Genomic DNA, 26,701 nt, shown 5'->3' on the forward strand with positions numbered 1-26,701 from the left:
TGAAGGCGGTGTGGTTTGTGGATTTCTGTGGACCTTAACCGCTCGGAAAGGGTTGCGCGACACCAGGGGCGGGACAAGTGCCAATTTTCTTCACACCACTGCCCATCGGAACAAGTTTGGGAGCCTTCCGAGAGGGAAACGGGATTGCGCGGACAAGTCCCTTGATAAACTGCGGATCAAAACGCGCAAGCCTTTGAGCCCGGGTGACTTATCGGGTCAGGCAGGAACCGCATTGGACATGTTGATGGATGTGAACAAGCGTCTGCGAAGTGGCGGACGGCATTGTGTGAGTCCAATCCACCGTCACTCAGACTCAAACCTTAAGAATCTAAGATTCTTTATTGGAGAAGGGCGCTCCAGAGAGATATGTGTGCAGGTGAGACCTTAACGAGTTCTTACTATCCCCAGATCGCCGGACGGCTGGGCGCAAAGGCGGACGCCGGACATGTTTGAAGACGTCTACCTCTGGATCAAGGCGCTGCACGTGATCGCGGTCATCTCATGGATGGCCGGCATGCTCTATCTGCCGCGGCTGTTCGTCTATCACTGTGAGGCCGAGATCGGCTCGAAGCAGTCGGAAACGTTCAAGGTCATGGAACGCCGTCTGCTCAAGGCGATCATCAACCCCGCCATGATCGTCACCTGGCTCGCCGGGCTCTACCTCGCCTGGGCCGGCCATTGGTTCACTTTCGGCTGGCTGCACGTAAAACTGGCACTGGTGCTGGCGATGTCCGCCGCCCACGGCTTTTTTTCCCGCTGGCTCAAGCAATTCGCCGCCGACAAGCGCCCGCACAGCCAGAAATTCTTCCGGATTATCAATGAGGTGCCGACCGTCCTGATGATCATCATCGTCATCATGGTGATCGTGAAGCCGTTCTAGGCAGGAATCGTGAACGATCGCTCAGCGCTTCGGCTTGCGGAGTGACAAGCGATTTTCTATATTAGCGATATCCCACCCAACGCAGGCGGATGTGGTTGGTCCGAGCTTTCCAGAGGCCGGACACCGCATCAGGTTTGAAGCCCCCATCGGCGCTCTCCTTGCCAGACCTGCGGACCTTACCTTCTCGCGTCCGCATTTCAGAGCCTCCTCGCACCCCCCTCCCAAGGTTACCCCACAGGACCACCCCAATGCGGGAAATTAAACTTCAGGACCTCAAGTCGAAGACGCCGGCCGAGCTTGTCTCGTTCGCGGAAGAGAACGGGGTCGAGAATGCCAGCACCATGCGCAAGCAGGAGCTGCTGTTCGCCATCCTCAAGCAGCTTGCGCTGGCCGAGACCGACATCGTCGGCGAGGGCGTCGTCGAGGTGCTCTCCGACGGCTTCGGCTTCCTCCGCTCGCCCGATGCCAACTATCTGCCGGGCCCGGACGACATCTACGTCTCGCCCTCGCAGATCCGCCGTTTCGGCCTGCGCACCGGCGACACCATCGAAGGCCACATTCGCAGCCCGAAAGAGGGCGAGCGTTATTTTGCGCTGCTGAAGGTCAACACACTCAATTTCGAGGACCCGGAAAAGGCCAAGCACAAGGTCAATTTCGACAACCTCACGCCGCTGTTTCCGAATCAGCGTTTCCGCATGGAAATCGACGATCCGACGCGAAAAGACTTGTCTGCAAGGGTGATCGACATCGTCGCCCCGATCGGCAAGGGCCAGCGCGCTTTGATCGTCGCGCCGCCGCGCACGGGTAAAACCGTGCTGATGCAGAACATCGCGCATTCGATCACGCACAACCATCCCGAATGCTATCTGATCGTGCTGCTGATCGACGAGCGTCCGGAAGAAGTCACGGACATGCAGCGCTCGGTGAAGGGCGAGGTCGTGTCGTCGACCTTCGACGAGCCGGCCGTGCGTCACGTCCAGGTCGCCGAGATGGTGATCGAAAAAGCAAAACGTCTGGTCGAGCACGGCCGCGACGTCGTCATTCTGCTCGATTCGATCACGCGCCTCGGCCGCGCCTACAACACCGTGGTGCCGTCATCCGGCAAGGTGCTGACCGGCGGTGTCGACGCCAACGCGCTGCAGCGCCCGAAGCGCTTCTTCGGTGCCGCCCGCAACATCGAGGAGGGCGGCTCGCTGACCATCATCGCGACCGCGCTGGTCGATACCGGCAGCCGCATGGACGAGGTCATCTTCGAAGAGTTCAAGGGCACCGGTAACTCGGAACTGATCCTCGACCGCAAGGTCTCGGACAAGCGGACCTTCCCGGCCATCGACATCTCGCGCTCCGGCACCCGCAAGGAGGAGCTCATCACCGACAATCAGGTGCTGAAGAAGATGTACGTGCTCCGCCGCATCCTGAACCCGATGGGCACCATGGACGCGATCGACTTCCTGCTCGACAAGCTGCGCTCGACAAAGAGCAATTCGGAGTTCTTCGATTCCATGAACACCTGAGCCAGGGTGCATCAAGAGCTTTAAGGGCGCCTTCGGGCGCCCTTTTTTGTGCGGCTTTGCTGCAGCGATTGCGCAGCACTACGGAATCGGCGTCGGAGCAAAATCTATCTTAGTCTATTGATATATCTGAATAATACTTGACTTCTCCTTGGCTCACCTGGTGCGCGAAGGTTTTTTTGCAGCAGCAAAGCGCTGCGGTTATGTTGCGGTGCAATATGGTCGTTGCTGCGGGTTGGGATGCAGCAATACGGGTTGCGATCGCCCGAGAACGGGCCGTTTGCCTTTTTCCGTCGAGCCGGACAAATAGGCCATGCACCCGCGAGACCAGACCATCTTTGCGCTGTCGTCCGGCCGTCCGCCGAGCGCAATCGCCATGGTGCGCGTCTCAGGCCCGCAGGCCGGCCTGGTGCTGACGACGCTCGCAGGCAAGCTGCCGGCGCCGCGGCAGGCCAGCCGCCGGCTGCTTCGGGACGGCGCGGACCAACCGATCGACGATGCGGTCGTGCTCTGGTTTCCGGGGCCGGGGACTGCGACCGGCGAGGATGTCGCCGAATTTCACGTCCATGGCGGACGCGCGGTGCTGGCCGCGCTCCTTGCTGCTATTTCTTTAATTCCAAATACGCGCGCAGCCGAGCCCGGGGAATTCACGCGGCGCGCGTTCGAGAACGGCAAGCTCGATCTCACCGAGGCCGAGGGCCTCGACGATCTCATTCACGCCGACACGGATCGCCAGCGCCGCCAGGCGCTACGGCAGCTGCAGGGCCTGCTCGGCAATCGCGCACGCGACTGGCGCGAGCGCATCATCGAGGCGTCGGCGCTGATCGAGGCCGGCATCGATTTCTCCGACGAGGGCGATGTACCCGCGCAATTGATGGCGCCGGCCGTGAAAGCGATCCAGGCGCTGCACGATGAAATTACAAAAGTCCTTGCGGCACAGGGACATTCTGAACGCCTGCGCGACGGCCTGGTGGTTGCGATCGCAGGCGAGCCGAACGTCGGCAAGTCGACGCTGATGAATCAGCTCGCGCGCCGCGAGGTCGCGATCGTGTCGCCCCACGCCGGAACCACGCGTGATGTGATCGAGGTGCAGCTGGATCTCGATGGCTATCCCGTTACCGTCATCGACACCGCCGGCATTCGCGAGACCGACGATCCCGTCGAGCAGGAAGGCGTGCGCCGGGCGAGGGCACGGGCTGAGGACGCCGACCTCGTGCTGTGGCTGGTGGAGGGCGAGCGCGCCGTCGATCCGTCCGGCGGCCAGATCTGGATCGTGCGCAACAAGATCGATCTCGGGGGAGTAGGCTCACCCGGCGAGTTCGGAATCTCCGCGAGCCGGGGCGACGGCATTCCAGAGCTGGTCGAGGCCCTCGTCAAATTCGCGGCTGACTTCATCGGTACCACCGAGGGAGCATTGGTGACCCGGGCCCGGCAACGAGATCTGTTGGCCCGGGCGTCAGACAGCTTGCGCCGGAGTCTGGAGCTTGTAGAAGAGGGCGAAGAGCTCGCCGCCGAAGAGCTGCGAGCTGCCGCCTATGCCCTGGGCCGGCTGCTCGGCCGGGTGGACGTCGAGGACGTCCTTGGCGCCATTTTCCAGAAATTCTGTATCGGAAAGTAGCTCTAGTTCTTTAGCGTAGAACTAGCCCTTGTTCCGTTACTTGGGTTTCAGGGTTTCACGTGAAACACATTCCTCTTGGCTCGCGCGCAGTCCGCGGTTCCGCCGGGCGCTCGCGTTTCACGTGAAACAATAGCCCATCCCAGCGCACTTCCTACTGTGCATGGGGTTGTTTTCGCGAAGCCGCGCCGGCTCTCTCCGCGACTCCGTTTCACGTGAAACAGCCACCTCGCCCAGTTTCCACTTCCGGCTTTCCTGCCGCTGGGCTAGAAGTCCGCACATGCGACCAGAGCGAGATAGTTTCGACGTCATCGTGATTGGCGGCGGCCACGCCGGCTGTGAAGCTGCGGCTGCCTCCGCTCGGATGGGTGCGACGACCGCTCTGGTGACGCACCGTTTCTCCACCGTGGGCGCGATGTCCTGCAATCCCGCCATTGGCGGTCTCGGCAAGGGCCATCTGGTCCGCGAGGTCGATGCACTCGATGGCCTGATGGGGCGGGTCGGCGATGCCGGCGGCATCCAGTTCCGCGTTCTCAATCGCCGGAAGGGTCCGGCGGTCCGCGGTCCGCGGGCTCAGGCCGACCGAAAGCTCTATGCGGCCGCGATGCAGGCCGCGATCCGGGAGACCGAGGGCCTCGTCGTCATCGAAGGCGAGGCGGACGAGCTGATCGTGGTCGATGGCCGCGTCACCGGACTGCGCCTGGCCGACGGTCGGGTGCTCCGGGCAGGGGCTGTCGTCATCACCACCGGCACATTCCTCCGCGGTCTGATCCATCTCGGCGAGAAGAACTGGCCCGCCGGCCGCGTCGGCGAGGCCCCGGCAATGGGTCTTTCCGCCTCCTTTGAGCGCGCCGGCTTCACCCTTGGACGGTTGAAGACCGGGACGCCGCCCCGTCTGGATGGCTCCACCATCGACTGGTCCGCGGTCGAGATGCAGCCCGGAGACGAGCCTCCGGAGCCGTTCTCGGTGATGACAAAGCGGATCACGACCCCACAGATCCAGTGCGGGATCACCCGGACGACGGCCGCCACCCACGAGGTGATCCGGGCCAATGTTCATCGCTCCCCGATGTATTCCGGCCAGATCAAGAGCTCCGGTCCGCGCTATTGCCCCTCGATCGAGGACAAGATCGTCCGCTTCGGCGATCGCGATGGCCATCAGATCTTCCTGGAGCCGGAAGGGCTCGACGACACCACCGTCTATCCCAACGGCATCTCGACCTCGCTGCCGGAGGAGGTCCAGCTCGCGATCCTCGCCAGCATTCCCGGTTTGGAGCGGGTGAAGATGGTCCGACCGGGCTATGCCATCGAGTATGACCACGTCGATCCCCGCGAACTCGATCCGACCCTCCAGACCAAGCGTCTGCGTGGTCTCTTTCTGGCCGGGCAGATCAACGGCACGACGGGATACGAAGAGGCCGCCGGGCAGGGCATCGTAGCCGGTCTCAACGCGGCACTGTCCGCCAGTGGGGCTGCACTGAAGGTGTTTGACCGTGCAGATGGCTATCTCGGGGTCATGATCGACGACCTCGTGACCCGCGGGATCAGCGAGCCCTATCGGATGTTCACCTCGCGGGCCGAATACCGGCTGACCCTGCGGGCGGACAATGCCGATCAGCGCCTGACCGAGAAGGGCATTGCGCTGGGTTGTGTCGGCAGTGCCCGGACCCGGCATCATCGCGCCAAGATGGATGCCCTGAACGCGGCGCGGACGCTGTCGAAGTCGCTCACCATCACCCCGAACGAGGCGATCAAGCACGGACTGTCCCTAAACCGGGATGGCCAGCGCCGCTCGGCCTTCGAGCTGATGGCCTACCCGGATATCGGCTGGAGCCAGATCCGCACGATTTGGCCGGAGCTGTCCTCCATTGATCCCGTCATCGCCACCCATCTCGAGATCGATGCGAAGTACGATGTCTATCTGGAGCGCCAGAGCGCTGACGTCGAAGCCTTCCGCCGCGACGAGGGGATGGTGCTGTCGGAGGTCGACTACCAGCAGGTTCCGGGTCTCTCCAACGAGGTCCGCGCCAAGCTGGAGAAGGCGCGGCCGTTCACGGTCGGCCAGGCCGGCCGGATCGACGGCATGACGCCGGCGGCGCTGGGCATCCTCGCGGCCTATCTCCGCCGCGAGGCGCGCAAGAGTACCAATGTGACTTCCGAAGTAACTTCCAAGGCAATCGCATAGGCGTTTCACGTGAAACAGCGCGGACCGGGCGGGGACAAACCGCTAACCCGACGATCCGGAGCAGGTGAGGGCGCAGCTCGTCGATCCGAGCCGGCATCGACCAAGCCGAAGATCGACAAGGCCAACGCCAACGATCAGGCGCTCGACGCCATCATCGCCGCCGACAAGCGTGAGGCGTTGAAGCTCGCGCCCGTTTCACATGAAACGGAGGTGCGGCTCGATCGCTACATCGCACTGCTGCGGGAATGGCAGGCCAAGACCAATCTGGTCGCGCCCTCGACTCTGCCGCAGCTCTGGACCCGGCATATCGCCGACTCGCTTCAGCTCCTGGATCTCGCGCCGTCAGCTAAACGCTGGGCCGATCTCGGCAGCGGTGGCGGCTTTCCCGGCGTCGTGCTGGCCTGCGCTATGGCGGGGACATTGGGCGCCAGCGTCCATCTCGTCGAGCGGATCGCCAAGAAGGCCGCCTTTTTGCGCGAAGCCGTTCGCGTCACCGCATCTCCGGGGGTCGTACATCTCGCTGAGATCGGGGATAATGTGGATAGAATCACCGGCCCCGTCGATTGCGTCACCGCCCGTGCGCTGGCTCCGCTACATCAGCTCATCGGCTTTGCGGAGCCGCTGATGCGCCAGGGTGCAAAAGCGCTGTTTCTCAAGGGTCAAGATGTAGAGGCTGAATTGACCGACGCCGCTAAATATTGGAATATTCAGCCGCAGCTCTACCAAAGCCGGACCGGTGACGGTTGGATCGTCGAGCTGACGTCAGTCGAACGGCGCGGGTGAACGTTCAGGGGGTTGGGGAAATTTCGATGACCGTGATTGACGAGCCGCAGCAAGACCAGACCGCCGAGGTCCCGCATGGTCCCCCGCGCATCCTGGCGCTGGCGAATCAGAAGGGCGGAGTGGGAAAAACAACCACAGCGATCAATCTCGGCACGGCGCTCGCAGCGATTGGCGAGCGTGTTTTGATCGTCGATCTCGATCCGCAGGGTAACGCCTCGACCGGTCTCGGCATCGATCGCCGCAACCGCTCGTGCTCGACCTATGACGTGCTGATCGGCGAATCCAGCTTGCGCGAAGCGGTGGTCTCGACCGCGGTGCCGCGGCTGCACATCGCGCCCTCGACCATGGATCTCTCGGGCCTCGAGCTCGAGCTTGGCACCACGCCCGGCCGCGCCTTCAAGCTGCGCGACGCGATCGGCGCGCTCAACAACAACGTCTCGCCGGAGGCCGACTACACCTACGTGTTGATCGACTGCCCTCCGTCGCTCAACCTGCTCACGGTCAACGCGATGGCTGCGTCGGATGCGATCCTGGTGCCGCTGCAATGCGAATTCTTCGCGCTCGAAGGTCTGTCGCAATTGCTGCAGACGGTGGAGCAGGTGCGCTCGACGCTCAACCCGAACCTGTCGATCCACGGCATCGTGCTGACCATGTTCGACTCGCGCAACAACCTCTCGAACCAGGTCGTCGCCGACGTCCGCCAGTTCATGGGCGAGAAGGTCTACAAGACCATGATCCCACGCAACGTGCGCATCTCGGAAGCGCCGTCCTACGGCAAGCCGGTGCTGGTCTACGATCTCAAATGCGTCGGCAGCGAAGCGTACTTGCGGCTCGCCACCGAAGTGATCCAGCGCGAGCGCGAGCTGCGGACGACGCATTGACGTTGCCGTAGGGTGGGTTAGCCGAAGGCGTAACCCACCATTCTGCCGCCGCGAACAAAACAATGGTGGGTTACGCTTCGCTAACCCGCCCTACGATTCGAAATTCAGTTCTGGAGTGCTGCAGCGTGAATCCAAGGGAGCTGGCGATGGCCGACGAAGCACGTTCGCGATTGGGCCGAGGTCTTGCGAGTCTGATCGGCGATGTCGGCGGCGAAGCTCAGCACGTCGACCGGCCGCGTGCGCAGCGCAAGGTGCCGATCGAATTCATCAAGGCCAATCCGCGCAACCCGCGCCGCACCTTTTCGGACACCGAGCTCAAGGAGCTCTCCGAATCGATCAAGCAGCACGGCGTGATCCAGCCGATCGTGGTGCGCCCCGTGAAGGGCGCGCAGGATCGCTTTGAGATCATCGCCGGCGAGCGGCGCTGGCGCGCCTCGCAGATGGCCGGCCTGCATGAAGTGCCGATCGTGCCGGTCGACATCAGCGACAGCGATGCGCTGGAGTTCGCGATCGTCGAGAACGTGCAGCGCGAAGACCTCAACCCGATGGAAGAGGCGCAGGGCTATCACGCACTCGCCAATGAGTTCAAACGCAGCCAGGACGACATCGCAAGAGTCGTCGGCAAGAGCCGCAGCCACGTCGCCAACATGATGCGACTGACAAAACTGCCGGCCGAGGTGCAGGCCTTCATCGCGACCGGCGAGCTGACCGCCGGTCACGCCCGCGCGCTGATCAGCGTGCCCGATCCACTCGCCGCGGCCAAGCGCATCGTCGCGGAGGGCCTCAACGTTCGCCAGGCCGAAGCGCTGGCGCATGAAGAGGGCGTGCCGGAGCGCAAGCCGCAAAAGGCGCGCACGACCGCGGGCAAGGAAAAGGATCCTGATACGATCGATCTGGAGAAGCGCGTCAGCGACGCGCTCGGCCTCAAGGTTACCGTCAGTCATCGCGATCCCGGCGGCTCGGTCCAGATCAACTACCGCAACCTCGATCAGCTCGACGAGGTGATGAAGCGGCTGGCGAAGGGCGCGCTGTAATTCACCTTCAATGTTGGTAGGACGCGCAACTCTCCCCACTCGTCATTGCGAGCGAAGCGAGGCAATCCAGAATCTCTCCGCGGACGGATTCTGGATTGCTTCGTCGCAAGAGCTCCTCGCAATGACGGGAGAGAGCGCGGTCCTAATTAGCCCCGTCGCTTCGCGTTCGCGGCGATAGCCATCAGCGTGCGCTGGGCGATGGCGGCGCCCAGCGTCGATTGCTTGCGGGTGTCGAGCGCGGCGGTTGCGAGCTGCTCGATGATGCCGGCGAGCCTTGCCACGCTGAAATTGCGCAGCGCGGTTTCGACCGCAGGCTTTCGTGAAAAATGCAGCCGCGGATATCCGCCGTCGAGCACGGCGGAGGCCGGCGTGCCGTCGGCAATCGCGAGCGCGGATTTGTGCAGCCATGCCGCCTGGCGCTGTGCCGCCGAGATGATTACGCCGGGATAGGTGCCGGCGATCATGGCCTTTGCGAATTCGGTCTCGACGATATCGGGCCGGCCGGCGAAGGCGCCGTCGACGATCGGATCAAGCTTCAGCTCGGACGCGTCGGCGACGACGGCCATCACGTCATCAAGCGTGATCTCGCCTTTGCCGTGGGCATAGAGCGTGAGCTTGCGCAGCTCGTTGCGCGAGGCCTGGCGGTCGCCGCCGAGGAACGACATCAGCGCAGCCCGGGCATCCTTGGCGATGCGCAAATTGGCGATGCGGAGCTCGTCCTCCATCAGTTTTGCCAGGTCGCGCTCGGTGTCGGGATAGCAGCCGATCGCCACGGCGGTCTTCGCCTTCTCGCAGGCCTTGCGCAGCGGGGACTCCGGGCGCAGCTCGCCGGCCTCGATCACGATGCGGCAATCCTTCACCGGCATCTCAGCCAGCGTGTCGACGCCGCTGGCAAAGCTGCGCGAGCCGGCGCGGATGCGAATGGCGCGGCGACCGCCGAACAGCGGCACGGTCATGGCCTCGTCGACCAGGCGCGAAGGCTCGGCGGAGAGCTCGTCGCCATCGAGCTTGACCAGCGAGAATGGATCATTGGGATCATCGACCCCAGAGGCGATCAGCGCATCGGCGCGCTCGCGCACGAGGCCGGCATCGGGACCATAGAGCAGGATGATCGGGCGGCCCGCATCGGGGCGGGCGAGGAAGGCATCGATTTCTTTTCCGCGCAGTGCGACCATGACCTAGATCGTCATGCCAGGAAGCAAGCTCAAGTGCCTGCGGTGAAGAACGCGGCGAGCCGGGTGTTGATGTTCTCGGCGATCTCGTTGGCGGCACGATCCTCGGCATCACGCACCGCGCGGTTGCGGGCGAAGCGCTGGTAGGAGCCGGGCATGTCGTAGGACACGCGCGAGAACGTCGTGCCAGTCATCACCGACTTGCCGGTCACGACCTCGATCAGATTGTACTGGCAGTCGATGCCGTAATTCTCGCTGTTCGGCAGGCCGGTGGCGGGATCGACGATCAGGGACGACTTGCTGGAGGTGAAGCGGATCACCAGGCGGTGGGTCGGCGGCATGCCCGTGGCCGAGCCGTAAAGCTTGAACGCCAGCGCGTTGCGGACCTCGACCCCGACCCGGGCTTCACGCGAGGCGTTGGCCTTGTCGATCGGCGGGAGCTCGACGCCCATCAGCTTCTCGCGCAAGCCGGGGGTGCCGTCGGTATGCTCGGCATACATCGGCTGGAAACAGCCAGCCGTCAGCGCCGCCAATGCGGCGACCGCCAGCAAGCGGGCTGCGATACGGATCCTAGCCGACAACATTCACGATCCTCTTGGGGACGATGATCACCTTGCGGACGGGCTTGCCGTCCAGCGCCAGCTTTACAGCATCGAGGGTCAAAGCGGCAGCCTCGATTTCCGGATTCTGGGCCGCTGTTGCAACCGTGACCTCACCCCGCTTCTTGCCGTTGACCTGAACCACCAGGGTCACGCTGTCTTCGACCAGCAAATCGCGTTCGATTTGCGGCCAATTGGCCTCGGAAACCAGCCCGGGCTGGCCCAGACCATTTTGAAACAAGACTTGCCAGCACTCCTCGGCCAGGTGCGGCATCATCGGGGAGAACAGCTGAACCAGGATCTGGCTGGCTTCCCGGATTGCCCAAACCAAATCTGGAGTGAGGTCAGCGGCTGGCTGGCCGGGGCGCTGCAGCACCTCCGAGAACGTATTCGTGAATTCACGGATATGGGCGAGGCAGACGTTGAAGTGGAGCCGCTCGACGCCGGTCGTGACCTTGTCGAGCGCGCCGTGGGCGGCCTTGCGCAAGGCGGCCGCGTCCGGACCGAAGGCGGCCGGCCGGGTCGCCGGCGCGATCTTGCCGAGTTCCACCGAGTCGTTCACCAGCCGCCACAGCCGCTGCACGAAGCGCGAGGCGCCCTGGACGCGCTCGTCGCTCCAGATCACGTCGCGGTCGGGCGGAGAGTCCGACAGCATGAACCAGCGGGCGACATCGGCGCCGTAGGTCGCGATGATGTCGTCGGGGTCGACCGTATTCTTCTTCGACTTCGACATCTTCTCGATCGCGCCGATCTGGATGTCCTCGCCGGTCGCAAGCAGCGTCGCGCGGCGTCCGTTGCCGCCAACCTCGACCTTCACCTCGGCCGGCTGCACCCAGGTGCCGTCGGCCTTCTGGTAGGTCTCGTGCACCACCATGCCTTGCGTGAACATGCCGGCGAACGGCTCGTCCAGCGCGATGTGCCCGGTCGCCTTCATGGCGCGGGTGAAGAAGCGGCTGTAGAGCAGATGCAGGATCGCGTGCTCGACGCCGCCGATATACTGGTCGACCGGCAGCATCCGGTTGGCGACCGCAGGCGTCGTCGGCGCGTTCTCGTTCCAGGGATCGGTGAAGCGCGCAAAATACCAGGACGAATCCACGAAGGTGTCCATGGTGTCGGTTTCGCGCAACGCCTTGGCCCCGCATTTCGGGCAGGTGACGTGCTTCCAGGTCGGGTGATGATCGAGCGCGTTGCCCGGCTTGTCGAAGCTCACATCCTCCGGCAGCACCACCGGTAGGTCGGCATCCGGGACCGGCACCACGTCGCACGTCGGACAGTGGATGACGGGAATCGGGCAGCCCCAATAGCGCTGGCGCGAAATGCCCCAGTCGCGCAGGCGGAAATTGACCTGACGCTCACCGACCGGCGTGTTGCCGCGCAGCTCGCTTTCCAGGCGTTTTGCAACTTCCTCCTTCGCCTGCTCGATGGTCATGCCATCGAGGAAGCGCGAATTGATCATGCGGCCGTCACCGTCATAGGCCGTGTCGGTGATGACGAATGTCTTGGGATCCTGGCCCTCGGGGCACACCACCGGCGTGTTGCCGAGATTGTACTTGTTGACGAAATCGAGGTCGCGCTGGTCATGCGCGGGGCAGCCGAAGATCGCGCCGGTGCCGTATTCCATCAGCACGAAGTTGGCGACATAGACCGGCAGCTTCCAGCTCGGATCGAACGGATGCACCGCGCGGATGCCGGTATCGAAACCCTGCTTCTCCGCGGTGTCGATGATCTCCTGCGCGGTGCCGATCTTCTTGATGTCGGCAATGAACCGCGCAAGCTCGGGGTCCTTCGCGGCTGCGGCCTGCGCCAGCGGATGATCCGACGAGATCGCCATGAATTTCGCGCCGAACAGCGTGTCGGGGCGCGTCGTGAAGATCTTCAGCTCGCTCTCGCCGGCAGGCGTGGTCACCTGATCCAACGCGAAGCGGATCAGCAGGCCTTCAGAGCGGCCGATCCAGTTGCGCTGCATCAGCCGCACCTTGTCGGGCCAGCGGTCGAGCCCGTCCAGCGCGGACAGCAATTCCTGCGCGTACTTCGTGATCTTGAAGACCCACTGGCTCATTTCCCGCTGTTCGACAACAGCACCTGAACGCCAGCCGCGGCCATCGATCACCTGCTCGTTGGCGAGCACGGTCATGTCGACCGGGTCCCAGTTCAGCTTGCGCTTCTCGCGCTCGGCGAGACCTGCGGCCAGCATGTCCAGAAACATCTTCTGCTGATGCTTGTAGTAGCCGGGATCGCAGGTCGCGAATTCGCGCGACCAGTCCAGCGACAGCCCGATCGAGCGGAGCTGCTTCTTCATCGCGGCGATGTTGTCGTAGGTCCAGGCTTTCGGCGCAACCTTGCGCTCGATGGCGGCGTTCTCGGCCGGCAGGCCGAAGGCGTCCCAGCCCATCGGGTGCAGCACGTTGAAGCCCTTGGCGCGCATGAAGCGGGCCAGCACGTCGCCAAGCGTGTAGTTGCGGACATGGCCGATATGGATGCGCCCGGACGGGTAGGGGAACATCTCCAGCACATAATATTTCGGCCGCGAATCGTCATTCTTCGAGACGAAGATCGCCTGTTCGTCCCATTGGCGTTGCCAGCGCGGTTCGGCGTCACGGGCGTTATAGCGTTCGGAGGTCATGGAATCGTTGCGTTTTCGTGGTTTCGGCCGGCTGAATTGGCCGGACTAGGCCATAGAAGTCCTCGGGCGGTCAATGGGTTGCCGCTGGACGCTATGCCCCGCAATGCTGTTCCGCAAAAGTGCGGATGAGGGGATTGGGATCGGATTAAGGGGTGGGTGCGGAGAGCGAGCTCGATCGCGCCGAGGTGTGGGCTAGAGCATGATCCGGAAAAGTGTGCAGCGGTTTTCCGAAAAGATCATGCTCAAACAATAACCGCTAGCCCGCCATCGCGATTCCAGCGGGGCTGCCCTCGATCCGCAGAATGCCGTGCTCGACGACCTTGTTGCGGCCGCGATGCTTGGCGGCGTAGAGCGCAGCGTCAGCAGCTTCGATCAGGTCGCCCGGACGCAAGGCCTCGTTCGGCCGTGTCGCCGCAACGCCGATCGACACCGTGACCACCATGTGGGCGGAGGTGATGTGCGGCAGGCAAAGCTTCAGCACTGCCGCGCGGACTTGTTCTCCGATCTCGACCGCGCGCATCACATCGGTGTTCGGCAGCAGCAGGCAGAATTCTTCGCCGCCATAGCGCGCCGCAAAGCCCATCGTGTCGCCCGCGATGCCGGACAGCGACTCGCCGAGCCGGGTCAGGCACGAATCGCCTTCGAGATGGCCGTAGGTGTCGTTGAACAGCTTGAAATGATCGACGTCGATCATCAACAGCGCGAGCTCGCTGCCATATTGCTGCGCGCGCATCCATTCGAAGTCGAGCCGGCTCTGGAAGCCGCGGCGGTTGGCAAGTCCCGACAGCATGTCGATCGAGGCCATCACCGTCAGCCGGTCGTTGCTCGCGATCAGCTCGCGCTCGCGCTGGCTGAGCTGGGCGGCCATCGCGTTGAAGGCGCGCGCCAGCGGCACGAATTCGGAGGGCAGCCGGTTGCGCGCCGCGCGGGCCGACAGGTCGCCCTCGCCGAGACGCTTGGCCATGTCCGCGAGCATCTCGATTGGCTTGATCACCAGCTTCTCGGCGGCGATCAGCGCGCCGAGCAACACGAACACGACGACGAAGGCGAGCTGGAGATAGGCGGTGCGGATGTCGCGGCTGACCGCCGCGGATACCTTGTCCTCGTCGATGCTGGCGATCAGGCGGGCATTGGTGCCGGCGATGCGGGTGTAGCTGACCGCGCGGCGTGAGCCATCGGCGGCGAGGAACGACAACGAGCCTTCGTCCTGGTCGGAGCGCAAGGCCATGTCGGCGATCGCCGACATCAGCGGCATGTTGTCGAGCGGACGTCCGACCGCGCTGTGCTGGTCGGCGGGCGCAGCCAGCACGGTGCCGGCGCTGTCGACCAGCACCGCCGTGATGCCGGCGCGGCCGCCGAGATTGTTCATGACCTTCGACATCCAGTCGAGGTTGACGGTTGCGAGCACGACGGCATCGGCAACGCCGCTGAACGCGGAGACCGGATAGACCGCCATGACGGTCGGCGACTGCACGGGCCGCGACAGGATGAAGTCGGACAGGACGAAGCGGCCGGTCTCCTGCGCCAGCTGGAAATACGGCCGGTCGGAGAGATCGAGGCCGACATACATATTGTTGGTCGCGCACTGGATGCGGCCGTCCTGGCCGGCGATCAGGAGCGTGCGAATCCAGGGAAGGCTCGTCGGCAGGCTCGCGCGTAGCACGTCGCAGCTCTTGCTGACGCCGCCGGCGGAGGCGCGGATGAAGGCTTCCGATTTCAGGATGGTCTCGACCGACGAGATCACTTCGCGTTGCGCGTCGGCGCTATGCCGTGCCACTGTGGTGAACTCGGCCGTGGCCTGCGCAATCTGCTTGGTGCGGGTGTCCTCGAGCGAACGAATGCGCTCGAGCATCAAGGGCGCGACCAGAATCACCGCGAGCAACGCAAGCCGGGCCCTGATGCCGAGGACCTGCTTGAGTTTTGCTCGTTTGCGGTTGAAACTGACGTTTGCCATCTTCGCTGCCCCCGCGGGCAAGGTAAAGCGAAGGGTTCAAAAACTCTTTCTTGAACTTGGTAAAATTGGAACTACCTCCGTTACTCCTGCAGTTGATCGACGTCATGACAGAAGCCAATGCCGCGCCGGTAACCGGCGATTCACCAAGCGCGCTCGCCGCGGTCGAAGCGGAGATTGCACGCGCCTGCAAGGATGCGCGGCGCGATCGTGCCTCCGTGACGCTGATCGCGGTGTCCAAGACTTTCGCGGCAGATGCAATTATCCCCGTTATCGGCGCCGGACAGCGGGTATTCGGCGAGAATCGCGTGCAGGAGGCCAAAGGCAAGTGGCCGGCGTTAACGTCTGTTTACTCCGACATCGCGCTGCATCTGATCGGGCCGCTGCAATCCAACAAGGCGAAAGAGGCGGTGGCGCTGTTCGATGCCATCCATTCGGTCGACCGTCCGAGCATTTGCCAGGCGTTAGCCAAAGAAATCGAATCCCAGAACAAGCACCCGCAACTCTTCGTCCAGATCAACACCGGCGAGGAGCCGCAGAAGGCCGGCGTCGCGCCCGGAGAGGCCGACGCCTTCCTCGCGAGCTGCCGCGACACCTACGGGCTGACGATCTCCGGCCTGATGTGCATCCCGCCAGTGGAGGAGCCGCCGGCGGCGCATTTCGCGCTGATCGCCAAGATCGCCGCGCGCAATGGCTTGCAGAATTTGTCGATGGGCATGAGTGCGGATTATGCGACCGCGATCATGCTCGGCGCCACGCATGTGCGGGTGGGAAGCGCGATCTTCGGGCATCGGTGATAGCCGTTGGCGAGGCCTACGCAAACCTCACCGACACCTTCCCCAGCACGCCGAAATCCACCGCAAAGTGATCGCCGGCCTGGATCGGCAGTGGCGGATGGCAGGTGCCTGTCGTCACCACCTCCCCTGCCCGCAAGGTGATGCCGAGTCCGCGCAGCTCGTTGGCGAGCCAGGTCAGTGCAACACGGGGATCGCCGAGCACGTTCTTGCCGTGACCGACATAGCGCTCGCCGCGCAACGTGATCTGCGGCCGCTCTTCGACGAGATCCGTCGCGCGCCAATTGGCTGATGTCGCGGCACCCAGCACGAACAGATGCGCGCAGGCATTGTCGGCGATCAGCTGCGCCTCGCCGACGCTGGCAAAATCGGCGAAGCGCGAATCGGGGATCTCGATCGCGGGATGCAGCGTGTCGACGGCGGCAAGCGCCTGGTCGATACTGTAAGGCACCGGTCGCGGCGCCAGGTCGCGTCCCATGCGGAAGCAGAATTCCGGCTCGCCGACGCGCATCGCGTTGCCCTTCATCGATGCGGTGCCGCCATCGGCGATGACAGTGTCGCGCATGATGCGACCAGCGAGCGGGCCTGCGACATTGATGTGCTTCTGTCCGGCCTCGCTCGTCGCGGCGATCTTCCAGCCGAACACTCGACCGCCAAGCGCGGCCTGCACGGCGTAACCGTCAGTGCGGCTCTGCGGCCGCAGCCGCGTCTCGAGCGCGTCAAGCTTGCTGCCGTCACGCCAATGCTGGACGAGGACCTGCGAGGCGGCGGCGATCTGATCCTGGTCGAGCATGTGTCCTCACCCGATGATGATTTTTGTTCTTGGTCCTATCAGCCGCAGCAGTTGCAGCATCGCCGCCTTGGTCATGGAGACGCAGCCCGCGGTCGGGCCGAAATTGTCGCGCGCCAGATGCAGAAACACTGCGCTGCCGCGGCCGGCGATGCGCGGCCGGGTGTTGTGGTCGATTTCGATGATGAAGTCATAGAGCTGGTCGGCGCGCTTGAGCCGGTCGCCGCCCTCGCCCTCCCCGCGCCGGATCCACTGGTTGTAGTGGCGATCGCCGGGATCTTCGCACCAGGCGTCGGTGTCGCCGATGGTTCGCGCCGGTAAAAAAGTCTGCGGCCGGCTGTGCCGGTCGCCCCGCCACCACAACCGTCGGGGCCGAAAATGGCCCCTGGGGGTGCCACCGTCGCCCTCGCGCTTGTTGGCCAGAATGCCGCCGCGGCCCAGCGCCACCGGAATCGTCAGCTGTCCGGCTGTCAGCCAGCCCCGCCGCGAATTGCCGGCGGCAGGCTTAACGCGGATCGCCGAGAGCTGCCGGGAGCGTCGATTCATAAGATAAGCGCTTGAACTGGCATCATTTTTCATGTGAACGGGCAGTGTCGAATTCATTACAGGACATTCATCAGTCCGCCCTGCTATTCTGGGTTAGAGTAATTCCGGCTTGTGAATCGGTAACAGCCCACTACTTCAACACGAACAACAATAAAAACGGCAACCTTTAAACTTCCCATCACGGCTGGGTGCGGCATGCATGCGCGCCCGGTCGACCCCAAAAGGATGATCCCCTATGGCCAATGCCCGCAAGATCCTGATCGTGGATGACGATACCGATCTGCGCGACACGTTGGTGGAGCAACTATCGCTACACGAAGAATTTGAAGCCTCAGCCGTCGACACTGGCGCCAAGGGCGCCAGCGCCGCAAAGGCCAACGCCCCCGATCTCGTGCTGATGGATGTCGGCCTTCCCGACACCGACGGTCGCGAAGTTGTCCGCTCGCTGCGCAAGGGCGGCTTCAAGGCGCCGATCATCATGCTGACGGGGCATGATACCGATTCCGACACGATTTTAGGGCTGGAATCCGGCGCGAACGATTATGTGGCCAAGCCGTTCCGCTTTGCCGTGCTGCTGGCCCGCATTCGCGCCCAGCTGCGCCAGCACGAGGCCAGCGAGGACGCGGTGTTCTCGGTCGGCCCCTACTCTTTCCGCCCCGGCTCCAAGATGCTGACCGCCGCCAATGCGCGCAAGGTCCGCCTCACCGAGAAGGAAACGGCGATCCTGCGCTTCCTGTACCGGGCCGGCCAGATGCCGGTCTCACGCGAGACCCTGCTCCAGGAGGTCTGGGGCTACAATTCCGGCGTTACCACCCACACGCTGGAAACCCACATCTACCGTCTCCGCCAGAAGATCGAGAAGGACGCCGCCAATCCGGAGATCCTGGTGACGGAAGCCGGTGGCTACAAGCTGGTGCCGTGATACGCTTGGGGGCGTGCGAATCGTTTTAGATCGCGTGCCCTTGAGCCTCGGATCTGAATGTCAATCGACGACGACGTAGCGCTGCTCGAGCGGGTCCCGACACTGCGCCTGTTGGGAGACGCCTCGTTGCGCATGCTGGCGATCGGCTCCGAGCAGCGTGACTTCGTCCGCGGCGACATCCTGTTCAATCTCGGCGACGATGCCGACGCCGGCTTCGTGGTCCAGCGCGGCGCCTTTCGCGTCGATGACGGCGCCGGCGCCGAGATGATCGCAGGTCCCGGCACGCTGATCGGCGAGCTCGCGCTGGTCGTGCCGATGAAGCGGCCCTCGGGCGCGGTTGCGCTGGAGCATTCCTCCGTCATCCGCGTCGCGCGCAGCCTGTTTCAGCGCGTGCTCGAAAGCGACCCTCCCGCCGCACTCCGCCTTCGCGACGAGTTCGCGGTTCGCTCCAGCCAGATCGCGAGCGATATCTTGATGGCCGGTGCGAAGCTGAGCACTTGAGCGCGGCGGATTTCGCCGGGCCCTGCCCCGCAGATTTCATCCTCAGTCGAATTCATACAGCGCGCTGCGGTCGTCCTGGTAAAGCCGCCGCAGTCCCGGCATGACCGTCAGGTGCGACGCATCGACGTCGAGCAACCAGACATAGTCGAAGCGATCGCGCGGAATCTGCGCGATCGTTTGCGCAAGCGTAGTGCTCAGATCGCCGTCGCAGTCGCCTGGGGCGACCTCGATGTACTGAGACGGATCTGCGTTGAACGCGGTGCCGCGCGCACGGAGGGGTGTCAGCAACTGTTGACCACCCGATGCATCCCATTGCGAATTGACGAAGGCGTCCCGCCGGACGATGGCGAGCGACCCCAGATGCGCGACACGCGGTGCGCGCCATTGCTCGCAGGTCGGCGGCCTTGTCAGGACCGCGATGCTCGCGCCGCGCGGGACGTCCTTCAGGGCCTGCAAATGTTGCGCGTAACCGGAATCATAGGCCGCAAATCCGACAGCCATGGCGACGATCCGTATCGCAAAAACCGTCAGCGCCGTGCCGGCAATGACGGCGGAGCCGCGCTGCATGCCGTCGGTGGGCGCGATGGCGGTGAGGCCGATCATGAAAAAGATGGGCCACAGCCGGACATCGGCATAGACCGCGCCGAACATCTCGCCCGGCATCAGCAGGATCAGCACGAGGAAGCTCGCTGCTCCGACCAGCAGTGGCGGGTTCACCCTGACGGCGCGGCTGCGGATTCCAAAGTACAGCAGGCCAATCGCCAACAGCAGGCTCAGCGTATCCAGCCAGACATTCTGGTCGCGCAGCGTCCATACCAGTCCAAGGATCTTTGTGCCGATGTCGAAGAAATGACCCGTCAAGGCGGCGCCATTGCCTTGCCGCCAGACAATCATGAGCACGGCGGGAATCATGACGGGCCAGGCGCGTCGCAGGATGACCATCACCATGGAAGGCCACGCTGCCGGGGCGCGAGTCCAGCCGCGGCAGAGCTCAAAGGCACCGACGAGGACGACCAGAACGACCCAGCCATAAGCGTGGGCAAGCCAGACCAGAGAGGCGGCCGCAGCGAACAGCGCGGCGCGCAGCACCGAGCCATTCTTCCCTGTCGTCTCGACCCAGGATGCGAAAACGTGAAACGCGAGCGAGCAGCCAAGCCAATAATTCACGAAGCCGAGCTGGAACGGATAGGACATCGCGAACCATGCGGCCGCGATGGCAAAAGGCGTAAGCTCCCCATGCAGCGCCCGGCTGATACGCCCGATCGCAGAGATCATGAGGAGCGGAAGCGCCAGCGCAATCAGCCAGGCGGCGCGTTCGACGCCGAGCATCGGTGCCAGCGGAGCGATGAGCAATTCAACGCCGAGATTGCCGACCAGCTGCCAGTGAAAATCCCAGTTCTGCTGGAGCGCCGGCGAGTCCGCCAGATGCAGCTGCAAATGGTAGCGGCCGATATGGGCCAGGAAATCGATCAGCGGCGGCGTGTGCACGAACCAGAAGGGCATCGTGCTCAGCAACATCAATCCCGGCACGACGAAACGCGAATTCCACCATGCGCGAACCGGTGGTTCTGAGTGCTCTGATGGCGCGAGCGTGCCCATCCTCGTCTCCGAAGGCCTAAACGTCCAGCGTCACCGTCACCGGCACGTGATCAGACGGTCGCTCCCAGCTTCGCGCATCACGCAGGATTTTGAAATCGCTGACAGCGTCCTTCAGCGCGCGCGAGACCCAGATGTGGTCGAGCCTGCGGCCGCGGTCGCCGACGGTCCAGTCGGCGGAACGGTAGCTCCACCACGTATAGACCTTTTCCGACAGCGGGATGCGGTCGCGCGCGACGTCGACCCATTCGCCGGCGCGCAGTGCGGCCTGGAGCTTTTCGGTTTCGATCGGCGTGTGCGAGACGATCTTCAGGAGCTGCTTGTGCGACCACACGTCGTTCTCGTGCGGCGCGACGTTGAGATCGCCGACCAGGATGTGGCGATCCTCTCCGCGCGGATGCAGCGGTTCGCAGGCCTTCATCTCGTCGAGAAAGCGGAGCTTGTGGTCGAATTTCTCGTTCAGCGCGGGATCGGGAATGTCACCGCCGGCGGGCACGTAGAAATTGTGCAGCACCAGCGGCTTTGCAATGTTGGCCTTCTCGCCGAACGACACCGAGATATGACGCGAATCCAGCTTGTCGCAGAAGGTGCGGATATCAGTGGACTCAAACGGAATCTTCGAGACGATGGCGACGCCGTGATAACCCTTCTGCCCGTTCAGCGCGACGTGCTCGTAGCCGAGCCGCTTGAAGCGCTTCAGTGGAAAGGCGTCGTCGATGCACTTGGTCTCCTGGAGGCACAGCACGTCCGGCCGCTCGCTCTTGAGAAGCTTCGCGACCAGATCGATGCGCAGCCGCACCGAATTGATGTTCCAGGTTGTCAGGGAAAGACGCATGAGAATTGCGTCTTAGCAAGCTCTCGTAGGGTGGGCAAAGGCGCAAAGCGCCGTGCCCACCGTCTTTTCTGGGTTTGGATCGAATGGTGGGCACGCTTCGCTTTGCCCACCCTACGGCACCACGGGATTTACCCCGGTGACGGCACGCTGTAATTGGTGAAGTCGATCTTGAACATACTGGGATCGAGCTTCTTGCTCGTGTCCAGATTATAAACCGCGAATGTGGTGTCGTAGCCCTGAGGATCGGTCACCGTCCATTGCTTCAACTGGCCGTCCTTGGCGCCGAGCATCAGCAAGAGGCGACTGGTGCCGACCAGCGCCTGCTTCTCCTCGATGGTGACGCTGATGAAGAGGTCGTCGGCTGTGACACTGACGACGTTGGTGTCCTTCATCAGGTCGATGCGATCGGATAGCAGGAAGCGGAGCGGTGTCTGTGACAGCGGATAGACGTCCTGCGTCGCGAGCTTGCGGTCCCGCACCACGAGGGAGGATCCATCGGCAACGATGTCGATCGGGCTCGGCGGATCATATTCGACGCGCATCTTGCCGGGCTTCTGGATGTAGAAATCGCCCTGCGTCTTGCTGCCGTCGGGGCCGACCTGGACGAAATTCCCGACCAGCGTCGACAGCGAGGACAGATAGGCGCTGACCTTGGCCGCCTGTGCCTTCTGGTTCGCATCGAAGGTCTGGAAGATGCTGCTAGGCACGTTGCGGCGCGGATCGGGAATGACCGGATTCGGTGGCGCCTGCGTCGCGCCCGTGATCGACGGTCCGCCCGAGGGCGGAGCAGCGTCGCGGCCCTTCGGCGCGGGTTTCGGCACGGGCACGGTCTGTGCAAACGACGCCGCGGTCACCATCGCGGCGGTGACGAGAAGCACGCCCGCCACGCGCGCGCTGCGCGCAGCGAAAGAGGCGGCGATTCGAATGTCCGGATGTTGGGTCAACGCGTCGTCCTGTGTGGCTGGGCGTCGTTTTAGCGTGATTTCGGGCAAAAGCAGATAACGTTTTTGCGTGAAATAGGATTTTGAGGCGGCTTGCCTCACATATGGCTGTCTTCTTCCTCGACCAGAATCTCGCGCTTGCCGGCGTGATTGGCGGGTCCGACGATGCCTTCCAGTTCCATGCGCTCCATCAGCGATGCGGCGCGGTTATAGCCGATTTGCAGGCGGCGCTGGATGTAGCTGGTCGAGGCCTTGCGGTCGCGCTTGACGATGGCAACGGCCTGCTGGAACAGGTCGCCGCCACCATCCGCGCCCATGCCGCTGGCGTCGAACACGGCGCCGTCCTCGTCCTCGGTCGGCTCTTCGGCCGTGACCGCTTCCAGATATTCCGGCTGGCCCTGCGTCTTGAGGTGGCGCACCACCTTCTCGACTTCCTCGTCCGAGGCAAAGGGGCCGTGCACGCGGCTGATGCGGCCGCCGCCGGCCATGTAGAGCATGTCGCCCTGGCCGAGCAGCTGCTCAGCGCCCATCTCGCCCAAAATGGTGCGGCTGTCGATCTTCGAGGTGACCTGGAAGGCGATGCGGGTCGGGAAGTTCGCCTTGATGGTGCCGGTGATGACGTCGACCGACGGACGCTGCGTCGCGAGGATCACATGCAGGCCGGCGGCGCGCGCCATCTGCGCGAGACGTTGAACGGCGCCTTCGATGTCCTTGCCGGCGACCATCATCAGGTCGGCCATTTCGTCGACGATGATGACGATGTAGGGCAGCGGGTCGAGCGAGAGCTTCTCTTCCTCGTAGATCGCCTTGCCGGTTTCCTTGTCGAAGCCGGTATGCACGGTACGCGTCGGCTCTTCGCCCTTGGCTTTCAACTCGCCCAGGCGCGTGTTGTAGCCGTCGATGTTGCGCACACCGAGCTTGGCCATGTTCTTGTAGCGCTCTTCCATCTCGCGCACGGCCCATTTCAACGCGACCACCGCCTTCTTCGGATCGGTCACGACGGGAGTGAGCAGATGGGGAATGCCGTCATAGACAGAGAGTTCGAGCATCTTCGGATCGACCATGATCAGCCGGCACTGATCCGGGCGCAGCCGATAGACCAGGCTGAGGATCATGGTGTTGATCGCGACCGACTTGCCGGAGCCGGTGGTACCGGCGATCAGCATGTGCGGCGTGCGCGCGAGGTCGATGATGACGGGATCGCCGCCGATGGTCTTGCCGAGGCAGAGCGGCAGTTTTGCAACCGTGTCGATGGTCTCCTTGGCAACCAGCAGCTCGCGCAGATAGACCTTTTCACGATGCGCGTTCGGCAGCTCGATGCCGATGGCATTGCGACCGGGAACGACGGCGACGCGCGCAGATAATGCGCTCATCGAACGCGCGATGTCGTCGGCTAGCCCGATCACGCGCGACGACTTGATGCCGGGAGCCGGTTCGAGCTCGTACAGCGTGACGACCGGACCTGGATTGGCCTTCACGATCTCGCCGCGCACGCCGAAATCCTGCAGCACGCCCTCGAGCGCACGCGAATTGGCTTCCAGCTCGGCCTTGCTGAGCGGCTGGCGATCGCCGGCCTTGGGCGCAGCCAGAACGGACACGGACGGTAGCTCGAACTTGTCGGAGGATTTCCTGGACGCGGGTTTCGGTGCAGCCTTCTTGCGCGACGCGCGCGCGGGCGCTTCCTCTTCCTCCTCCTCGTCTTCCTCTTCTTCGTGCTCGTGGTCGTAATCCTCGTCCGCGGACTGCGGTGAGATCGGGGGCGCGGCGCGGCCGCCGAGATTGGGTTCCTGCCGGCTGAACGAAACTGCCTTGGTCTTCGATCCGCTCGAGACCAGCGAGCGATAGGCCGCGCCGAATAGCCAGATCAACCGCGCCTTGGTGCTCATCAGCGCGTGGAACAGCCAGCCCAGCGACACCGAGCCACGATCGCTCTCCTCGTCTCCGTCGAGCGGCTTGTCGTCGTCCTCGATCTCCGCGAGCTCTTCGTCATGCTCGCGTGCGCCGAGCCCGCAGGCGATCAGGAAGGTCGCAGCCAGCGCGACGAACAGGATGATTCCGAGCACCATGCGATAGATTGCGCCGGGCGGCCCGAAGATCACCGCGGGTGCGCGCACCAGCGCATCGCCGACCACGCCGCCAAGCCCGGTCGGCAGCGGCCAGGCGCCACCATGCGGCCAGCAGCTGACAAAGCCTGCCGCGATCACGGTGCAGAGAATCCAGCAGCCGAGCCGCAGCGCCTCGCGATCGAATGGGCGATGGGTCATCATGCGCCAGCCCCACACCGCAACCGTCAGGATCAGCATGATCGCGCCGAGGCCGAGGATCTGCATCGCGAGGTCGGCGCCGATGGCGCCGGCATAGCCGAGAACGTTGTGGATCGGCCGCGAGGTCGCGTGGCTGAGGCTCGGGTCCTGCACCGACCAGGTCATCAGCGCGGCGGACGCGACGCCCGAGAGCGTGATCAGGCCGAAGCCGGTGAGCTCGCGCACGCGCCGGCTCAGCGCCTCGCGGATCGAGGGCGGCAGATGGCCGACCAGGGGAATGACACGTTCGATTGCCGACATGCTCATGGGCCCGCCTAACCCAGAGTTTCGACCAGCCGGTGCAGCGCCTGCGCCGTGGTCTCACTATCCTGCACCAGCGCCAGGCGAATGTAGCCGGCACCGGGATTGAAGCCGTCGGGCTGACGCCGCGCCAGGTAGGAACCGGGCACCACGCGCACGCCGGCTTCCCTGAAAAGCCTGAGAGTCACGGCGACATCGTCGCCGATCTCGGACGTATTGAGCCAGACGCAGAAACCGGCGTCGGGCCGGCGATAGCCGTAACGATTGCCGATGATCTGGTCGGCGAGATCGAACTTGATCCGGTAGAGCCTGCGGTTCTCCTCGACATGCGCCTCGTCGCCATAGGCAACGGTCGCGACATGCTGAAGCGGCACCGGCACCTGCGGCGCCGCGATGTTGCGCAGCTCCAGGAACATGCCGATCAACTTCCTGTCGCCGGCAGCGAAGCCGACCCGCAAGCCCGGCAGGTTGGAGCGCTTCGACAGCGACTGGAACGCGACCACGCGGGTGAAATCGGGGCCCGCGCATTCGAGTGCGCTGCCTGGTGCTTCGCGGGTGTAGATCTCGGAGTAACACTCGTCGCTGAGGATCACGAAGTTGTAGCGATCGGCGAGGCTCTTCAGGCGCGTGAAATAATCGCGCGACGCGACCGAGCCCTGCGGATTGGCGGGTGACGCCAGATAGAACGCCACCGCGCGCGCGAGCGTCGCTTCGTCGATGGCGTCGAGATCGGGCAGAAAGCCGTTTTCGACGGTGGTCGGCAGATAGACCGGCTCGCAGGCCGCGGCGCCGGCGCCAGCGCCATAGACCGGATAAAACGGGTTCGGCATCAGGATGGCGGGCTTGCCGGGACGCGGGCCGACATAGCGCGCTGCTGCGATCGCGGCGAGGAACAGCCCCTCTCGGCTGCCATTGAGGACGAGAATCTCGCTCTTGGGGTCGAGCGGTCGCGGCAGCTTGAAGCGCGACGACAACCAGGCGCCCGCTGCCTGGCGGAACGGCTCGGTGCCCTGGTTCATCGGGTAACGGCCGAAATCGGCGATGTGCTTGGCCAGCACCGGACCGACGAAGTCAGGCACCGGATGCTGGGGTTCGCCGACTGCGAGCGAAATCAAGGGCTTGCCAGGCTGGTGCGGCGCCAACAGCTCGTTCAGCCGGACGAAGGGCGAGCGTTCGTCGTCGGAGCTTCCACCGGCTAGCGGCGCACGGGATGAAGCGGTCATAGCCATTCTGGGCGCCAGCACTCTTGGAACGGCCGGCGCATGGATATGCCGGCGGGAAAGCGGTTCAGTTCACCATAGATAGGGCGAGGTTAAGACGCGATTAACCATCGGCAGGCCGACCCGTCCAGAGCGGGAATAATGAGGCCGGATAACAACGGGATGCATGGTGCTCAGGGCCCCCGCTTCTCGTCACACGGGACGCGACGTCATGGCCGGGCTTAGTCCCGGCCATCCACGCCTTTCCTGCCGCACCAAGAACGTGGATGCCCGGGACAAGCCCGGGCATGAGGAGTTTCCCGACATAGGCCCGTTCAGTGCGCCGGCAGCTTCTCGAACGTTGCCATGCCCGCGGGGATCGCGTGGAACTCCTGCTTGTCGCAGGTGTAGATCGCCATCTGCGGATGGAACTGCTTCGGTTCGTCCAGCGTGCCGACCTTGAGGATCGCGGCCGGCAGTCCCGGAACCTTGGTCACCAGATGGGTGCCGCATTCTGCGCAGAATTCACGGGTGACGGCGCGCTCCAGATCCTTGCGGGTGAACTGCTTGGGGTGGCCGGTGATGTAGCTAAAGCCGGCCGCCGGCATCGCGATGAAGGTGTTGGGCGCGCCGCCCGAAATGTACTGGCACTCGCGGCAGTGACATTGGGCCTGCATCATCGGATCGCCCTCGGCCACGTAGCGCACTTCGCCGCAATAGCATCCGCCTGCCAAACGCATGACGACCTCCCGTTTTGTTGTTCGTTGTGGCCGTTATTT

Annotated in this window: 22 protein-coding genes; 10 read left to right on the plus strand and 12 right to left on the minus strand. The window is 63.8% G+C overall.

The features are described from left to right. Positions 1 to 445 precede the first annotated feature (445 nt). The 7 genes from hemJ to ABID59_RS31155 all read left to right on the plus strand — a co-directional run bounded on the left by hemJ (position 446) and on the right by ABID59_RS31155 (position 8,889). Positions 446 to 880: a protoporphyrinogen oxidase HemJ gene (gene hemJ, locus ABID59_RS31125; protein ID WP_148752749.1), complete on the plus strand. Its 435-nt coding sequence runs from the start codon at positions 446 to 448 to the stop codon at positions 878 to 880. Between the two features lie 248 nt (positions 881 to 1,128). Then, positions 1,129 to 2,394 (plus strand): transcription termination factor Rho, encoded by a 1,266-nt coding sequence (gene rho / locus ABID59_RS31130; RefSeq protein WP_027535007.1) that lies wholly within the window; start codon positions 1,129 to 1,131, stop codon positions 2,392 to 2,394. Between the two features lie 310 nt (positions 2,395 to 2,704). Continuing rightward, positions 2,705 to 4,009 carry a tRNA uridine-5-carboxymethylaminomethyl(34) synthesis GTPase MnmE gene (gene mnmE / locus ABID59_RS31135; protein ID WP_354085913.1) on the plus strand — a complete coding sequence of 435 codons (1,305 nt, stop codon included), beginning with the start codon at positions 2,705 to 2,707 and terminating at the stop codon, positions 4,007 to 4,009. Between the two features lie 277 nt (positions 4,010 to 4,286). Further along, positions 4,287 to 6,191 carry a tRNA uridine-5-carboxymethylaminomethyl(34) synthesis enzyme MnmG gene (mnmG, locus tag ABID59_RS31140; protein WP_354085914.1) on the plus strand — a complete coding sequence of 635 codons (1,905 nt, stop codon included), beginning with the start codon at positions 4,287 to 4,289 and terminating at the stop codon, positions 6,189 to 6,191. A gap of 111 nt (positions 6,192 to 6,302) precedes the next feature. After that, positions 6,303 to 6,974 carry a 16S rRNA (guanine(527)-N(7))-methyltransferase RsmG gene (rsmG, locus tag ABID59_RS31145; RefSeq protein WP_354085981.1) on the plus strand — a complete coding sequence of 224 codons (672 nt, stop codon included), beginning with the start codon at positions 6,303 to 6,305 and terminating at the stop codon, positions 6,972 to 6,974. Positions 6,975 to 7,000: 26 nt separating this feature from the next. Further along, positions 7,001 to 7,855, plus strand: coding sequence for a ParA family protein (locus ABID59_RS31150; protein ID WP_354031219.1), 855 nt, complete (start codon positions 7,001 to 7,003; stop codon positions 7,853 to 7,855). A 146-nt stretch (positions 7,856 to 8,001) separates the two neighbouring features. After that, entirely contained in the window at positions 8,002 to 8,889 is an 888-nt protein-coding gene (locus tag ABID59_RS31155; RefSeq protein ID WP_354085915.1) for a ParB/RepB/Spo0J family partition protein, read from the plus strand. Between the two features lie 146 nt (positions 8,890 to 9,035). Here the strand turns inward: ABID59_RS31155 and holA are convergent, their stop codons facing one another. The 4 genes from holA to ABID59_RS31175 all read right to left on the minus strand — a co-directional run bounded on the left by holA (position 9,036) and on the right by ABID59_RS31175 (position 15,237). Beyond that, the gene (gene holA / locus ABID59_RS31160; RefSeq protein WP_354085916.1) at positions 9,036 to 10,064 is read right to left on the minus strand and encodes a DNA polymerase III subunit delta; all 1,029 of its coding nucleotides are present in this window, start codon (positions 10,062 to 10,064) and stop codon (positions 9,036 to 9,038) included. Positions 10,065 to 10,093: 29 nt separating this feature from the next. Then, entirely contained in the window at positions 10,094 to 10,645 is a 552-nt protein-coding gene (locus ABID59_RS31165) for a hypothetical protein (protein WP_354031216.1), read from the minus strand. Further along, positions 10,632 to 13,283, minus strand: coding sequence for a leucine--tRNA ligase (leuS, locus tag ABID59_RS31170; protein ID WP_354085917.1), 2,652 nt, complete (start codon positions 13,281 to 13,283; stop codon positions 10,632 to 10,634). The genes ABID59_RS31165 and leuS overlap by 14 nt, the downstream gene beginning before the upstream one ends. A 256-nt stretch (positions 13,284 to 13,539) precedes the next feature. Next, positions 13,540 to 15,237, minus strand: coding sequence for a diguanylate cyclase domain-containing protein (locus tag ABID59_RS31175; protein WP_354031214.1), 1,698 nt, complete (start codon positions 15,235 to 15,237; stop codon positions 13,540 to 13,542). A 104-nt stretch (positions 15,238 to 15,341) separates the two neighbouring features. Between ABID59_RS31175 and ABID59_RS31180 the strand changes: the two genes are divergently transcribed. Continuing rightward, positions 15,342 to 16,031, plus strand: coding sequence for a YggS family pyridoxal phosphate-dependent enzyme (locus ABID59_RS31180; RefSeq protein WP_354085918.1), 690 nt, complete (start codon positions 15,342 to 15,344; stop codon positions 16,029 to 16,031). 16 nt (positions 16,032 to 16,047) lie between these two features. Here ABID59_RS31180 and ABID59_RS31185 read toward each other — a convergent pair whose 3' ends face one another. Both ABID59_RS31185 and ABID59_RS31190 read right to left on the minus strand, forming a co-directional pair. Next, on the minus strand, positions 16,048 to 16,821 hold the full coding sequence (locus tag ABID59_RS31185; protein WP_354085919.1) for a 2-keto-4-pentenoate hydratase: 774 nt from the start codon (positions 16,819 to 16,821) through the stop codon (positions 16,048 to 16,050). Between the two features lie 6 nt (positions 16,822 to 16,827). Next, positions 16,828 to 17,397, minus strand: a complete 570-nt coding sequence (locus tag ABID59_RS31190; protein WP_502916842.1) for a L,D-transpeptidase family protein — start codon at positions 17,395 to 17,397, stop codon at positions 16,828 to 16,830. 202 nt (positions 17,398 to 17,599) lie between these two features. On the opposite strand from ABID59_RS31190, the gene ABID59_RS31195 reads away from it, so the two are divergent. Beyond that, a complete protein-coding gene (locus ABID59_RS31195; protein ID WP_007598630.1) occupies positions 17,600 to 18,286 on the plus strand; it encodes a response regulator transcription factor in 687 nt (228 codons plus the stop codon). Positions 18,287 to 18,343: 57 nt separating this feature from the next. Continuing rightward, positions 18,344 to 18,787: a cyclic nucleotide-binding domain-containing protein gene (locus ABID59_RS31200; protein ID WP_148752762.1), complete on the plus strand. Its 444-nt coding sequence runs from the start codon at positions 18,344 to 18,346 to the stop codon at positions 18,785 to 18,787. Between the two features lie 42 nt (positions 18,788 to 18,829). Here ABID59_RS31200 and ABID59_RS31205 read toward each other — a convergent pair whose 3' ends face one another. The 6 genes from ABID59_RS31205 to ABID59_RS31230 form a co-directional block, all read right to left on the minus strand. Next, complete coding sequence (locus tag ABID59_RS31205) at positions 18,830 to 20,305, minus strand: hypothetical protein (RefSeq protein ID WP_354085920.1); 1,476 nt, start codon at positions 20,303 to 20,305, stop codon at positions 18,830 to 18,832. Positions 20,306 to 20,402: 97 nt separating this feature from the next. Beyond that, positions 20,403 to 21,218 (minus strand): exodeoxyribonuclease III, encoded by an 816-nt coding sequence (locus ABID59_RS31210; RefSeq protein WP_354085921.1) that lies wholly within the window; start codon positions 21,216 to 21,218, stop codon positions 20,403 to 20,405. Positions 21,219 to 21,346: 128 nt separating this feature from the next. Continuing rightward, positions 21,347 to 22,105, minus strand: a complete 759-nt coding sequence (locus ABID59_RS31215; RefSeq protein WP_148752835.1) for an outer membrane lipoprotein carrier protein LolA — start codon at positions 22,103 to 22,105, stop codon at positions 21,347 to 21,349. Positions 22,106 to 22,257: 152 nt separating this feature from the next. After that, positions 22,258 to 24,729, minus strand: a complete 2,472-nt coding sequence (locus ABID59_RS31220) for a DNA translocase FtsK (RefSeq protein WP_148752765.1) — start codon at positions 24,727 to 24,729, stop codon at positions 22,258 to 22,260. Positions 24,730 to 24,737: 8 nt separating this feature from the next. Further along, positions 24,738 to 25,952, minus strand: coding sequence for an aminotransferase class I/II-fold pyridoxal phosphate-dependent enzyme (locus tag ABID59_RS31225; RefSeq protein ID WP_354085922.1), 1,215 nt, complete (start codon positions 25,950 to 25,952; stop codon positions 24,738 to 24,740). A 305-nt stretch (positions 25,953 to 26,257) separates the two neighbouring features. Next, complete coding sequence (locus ABID59_RS31230) at positions 26,258 to 26,662, minus strand: GFA family protein (protein WP_148752767.1); 405 nt, start codon at positions 26,660 to 26,662, stop codon at positions 26,258 to 26,260. Between the last annotated feature and the right edge of the window lie 39 nt (positions 26,663 to 26,701).

Origin of the sequence: Bradyrhizobium sp. S3.3.6, assembly GCF_040546905.1 — a bacterium.
Taxonomy (GTDB): Bacteria; Pseudomonadota; Alphaproteobacteria; order Rhizobiales; family Xanthobacteraceae; genus Bradyrhizobium; species Bradyrhizobium cytisi.

Excerpts from the sequence above, each read along its gene's own strand:
- hemJ (WP_148752749.1), top strand. The coding sequence starts at position 446 with ATGTTTGAAGACGTCTACCTCTGGATCAAGGCGCTGCACGTGATCGCG.
- rho (WP_027535007.1), top strand. The coding sequence starts at position 1,129 with ATGCGGGAAATTAAACTTCAGGACCTCAAGTCGAAGACGCCGGCCGAG.
- mnmE (WP_354085913.1), top strand. The coding sequence starts at position 2,705 with ATGCACCCGCGAGACCAGACCATCTTTGCGCTGTCGTCCGGCCGTCCG.
- mnmG (WP_354085914.1), top strand. The coding sequence starts at position 4,287 with ATGCGACCAGAGCGAGATAGTTTCGACGTCATCGTGATTGGCGGCGGC.
- ABID59_RS31150 (WP_354031219.1), top strand. The coding sequence starts at position 7,001 with ATGACCGTGATTGACGAGCCGCAGCAAGACCAGACCGCCGAGGTCCCG.
- ABID59_RS31155 (WP_354085915.1), top strand. The coding sequence starts at position 8,002 with ATGGCCGACGAAGCACGTTCGCGATTGGGCCGAGGTCTTGCGAGTCTG.
- holA (WP_354085916.1), bottom strand. The coding sequence starts at position 10,064 with ATGGTCGCACTGCGCGGAAAAGAAATCGATGCCTTCCTCGCCCGCCCC.
- ABID59_RS31165 (WP_354031216.1), bottom strand. The coding sequence starts at position 10,645 with ATGTTGTCGGCTAGGATCCGTATCGCAGCCCGCTTGCTGGCGGTCGCC.
- leuS (WP_354085917.1), bottom strand. The coding sequence starts at position 13,283 with ATGACCTCCGAACGCTATAACGCCCGTGACGCCGAACCGCGCTGGCAA.
- ABID59_RS31175 (WP_354031214.1), bottom strand. The coding sequence starts at position 15,237 with ATGGCAAACGTCAGTTTCAACCGCAAACGAGCAAAACTCAAGCAGGTC.
- ABID59_RS31180 (WP_354085918.1), top strand. The coding sequence starts at position 15,342 with ATGACAGAAGCCAATGCCGCGCCGGTAACCGGCGATTCACCAAGCGCG.
- ABID59_RS31185 (WP_354085919.1), bottom strand. The coding sequence starts at position 16,821 with ATGCTCGACCAGGATCAGATCGCCGCCGCCTCGCAGGTCCTCGTCCAG.
- ABID59_RS31190 (WP_502916842.1), bottom strand. The coding sequence starts at position 17,397 with ATGAAAAATGATGCCAGTTCAAGCGCTTATCTTATGAATCGACGCTCC.
- ABID59_RS31195 (WP_007598630.1), top strand. The coding sequence starts at position 17,600 with ATGGCCAATGCCCGCAAGATCCTGATCGTGGATGACGATACCGATCTG.
- ABID59_RS31200 (WP_148752762.1), top strand. The coding sequence starts at position 18,344 with ATGTCAATCGACGACGACGTAGCGCTGCTCGAGCGGGTCCCGACACTG.
- ABID59_RS31205 (WP_354085920.1), bottom strand. The coding sequence starts at position 20,305 with ATGTTGCTGAGCACGATGCCCTTCTGGTTCGTGCACACGCCGCCGCTG.
- ABID59_RS31210 (WP_354085921.1), bottom strand. The coding sequence starts at position 21,218 with ATGCGTCTTTCCCTGACAACCTGGAACATCAATTCGGTGCGGCTGCGC.
- ABID59_RS31220 (WP_148752765.1), bottom strand. The coding sequence starts at position 24,729 with ATGAGCATGTCGGCAATCGAACGTGTCATTCCCCTGGTCGGCCATCTG.
- ABID59_RS31225 (WP_354085922.1), bottom strand. The coding sequence starts at position 25,952 with ATGGCTATGACCGCTTCATCCCGTGCGCCGCTAGCCGGTGGAAGCTCC.
- ABID59_RS31230 (WP_148752767.1), bottom strand. The coding sequence starts at position 26,662 with ATGCGTTTGGCAGGCGGATGCTATTGCGGCGAAGTGCGCTACGTGGCC.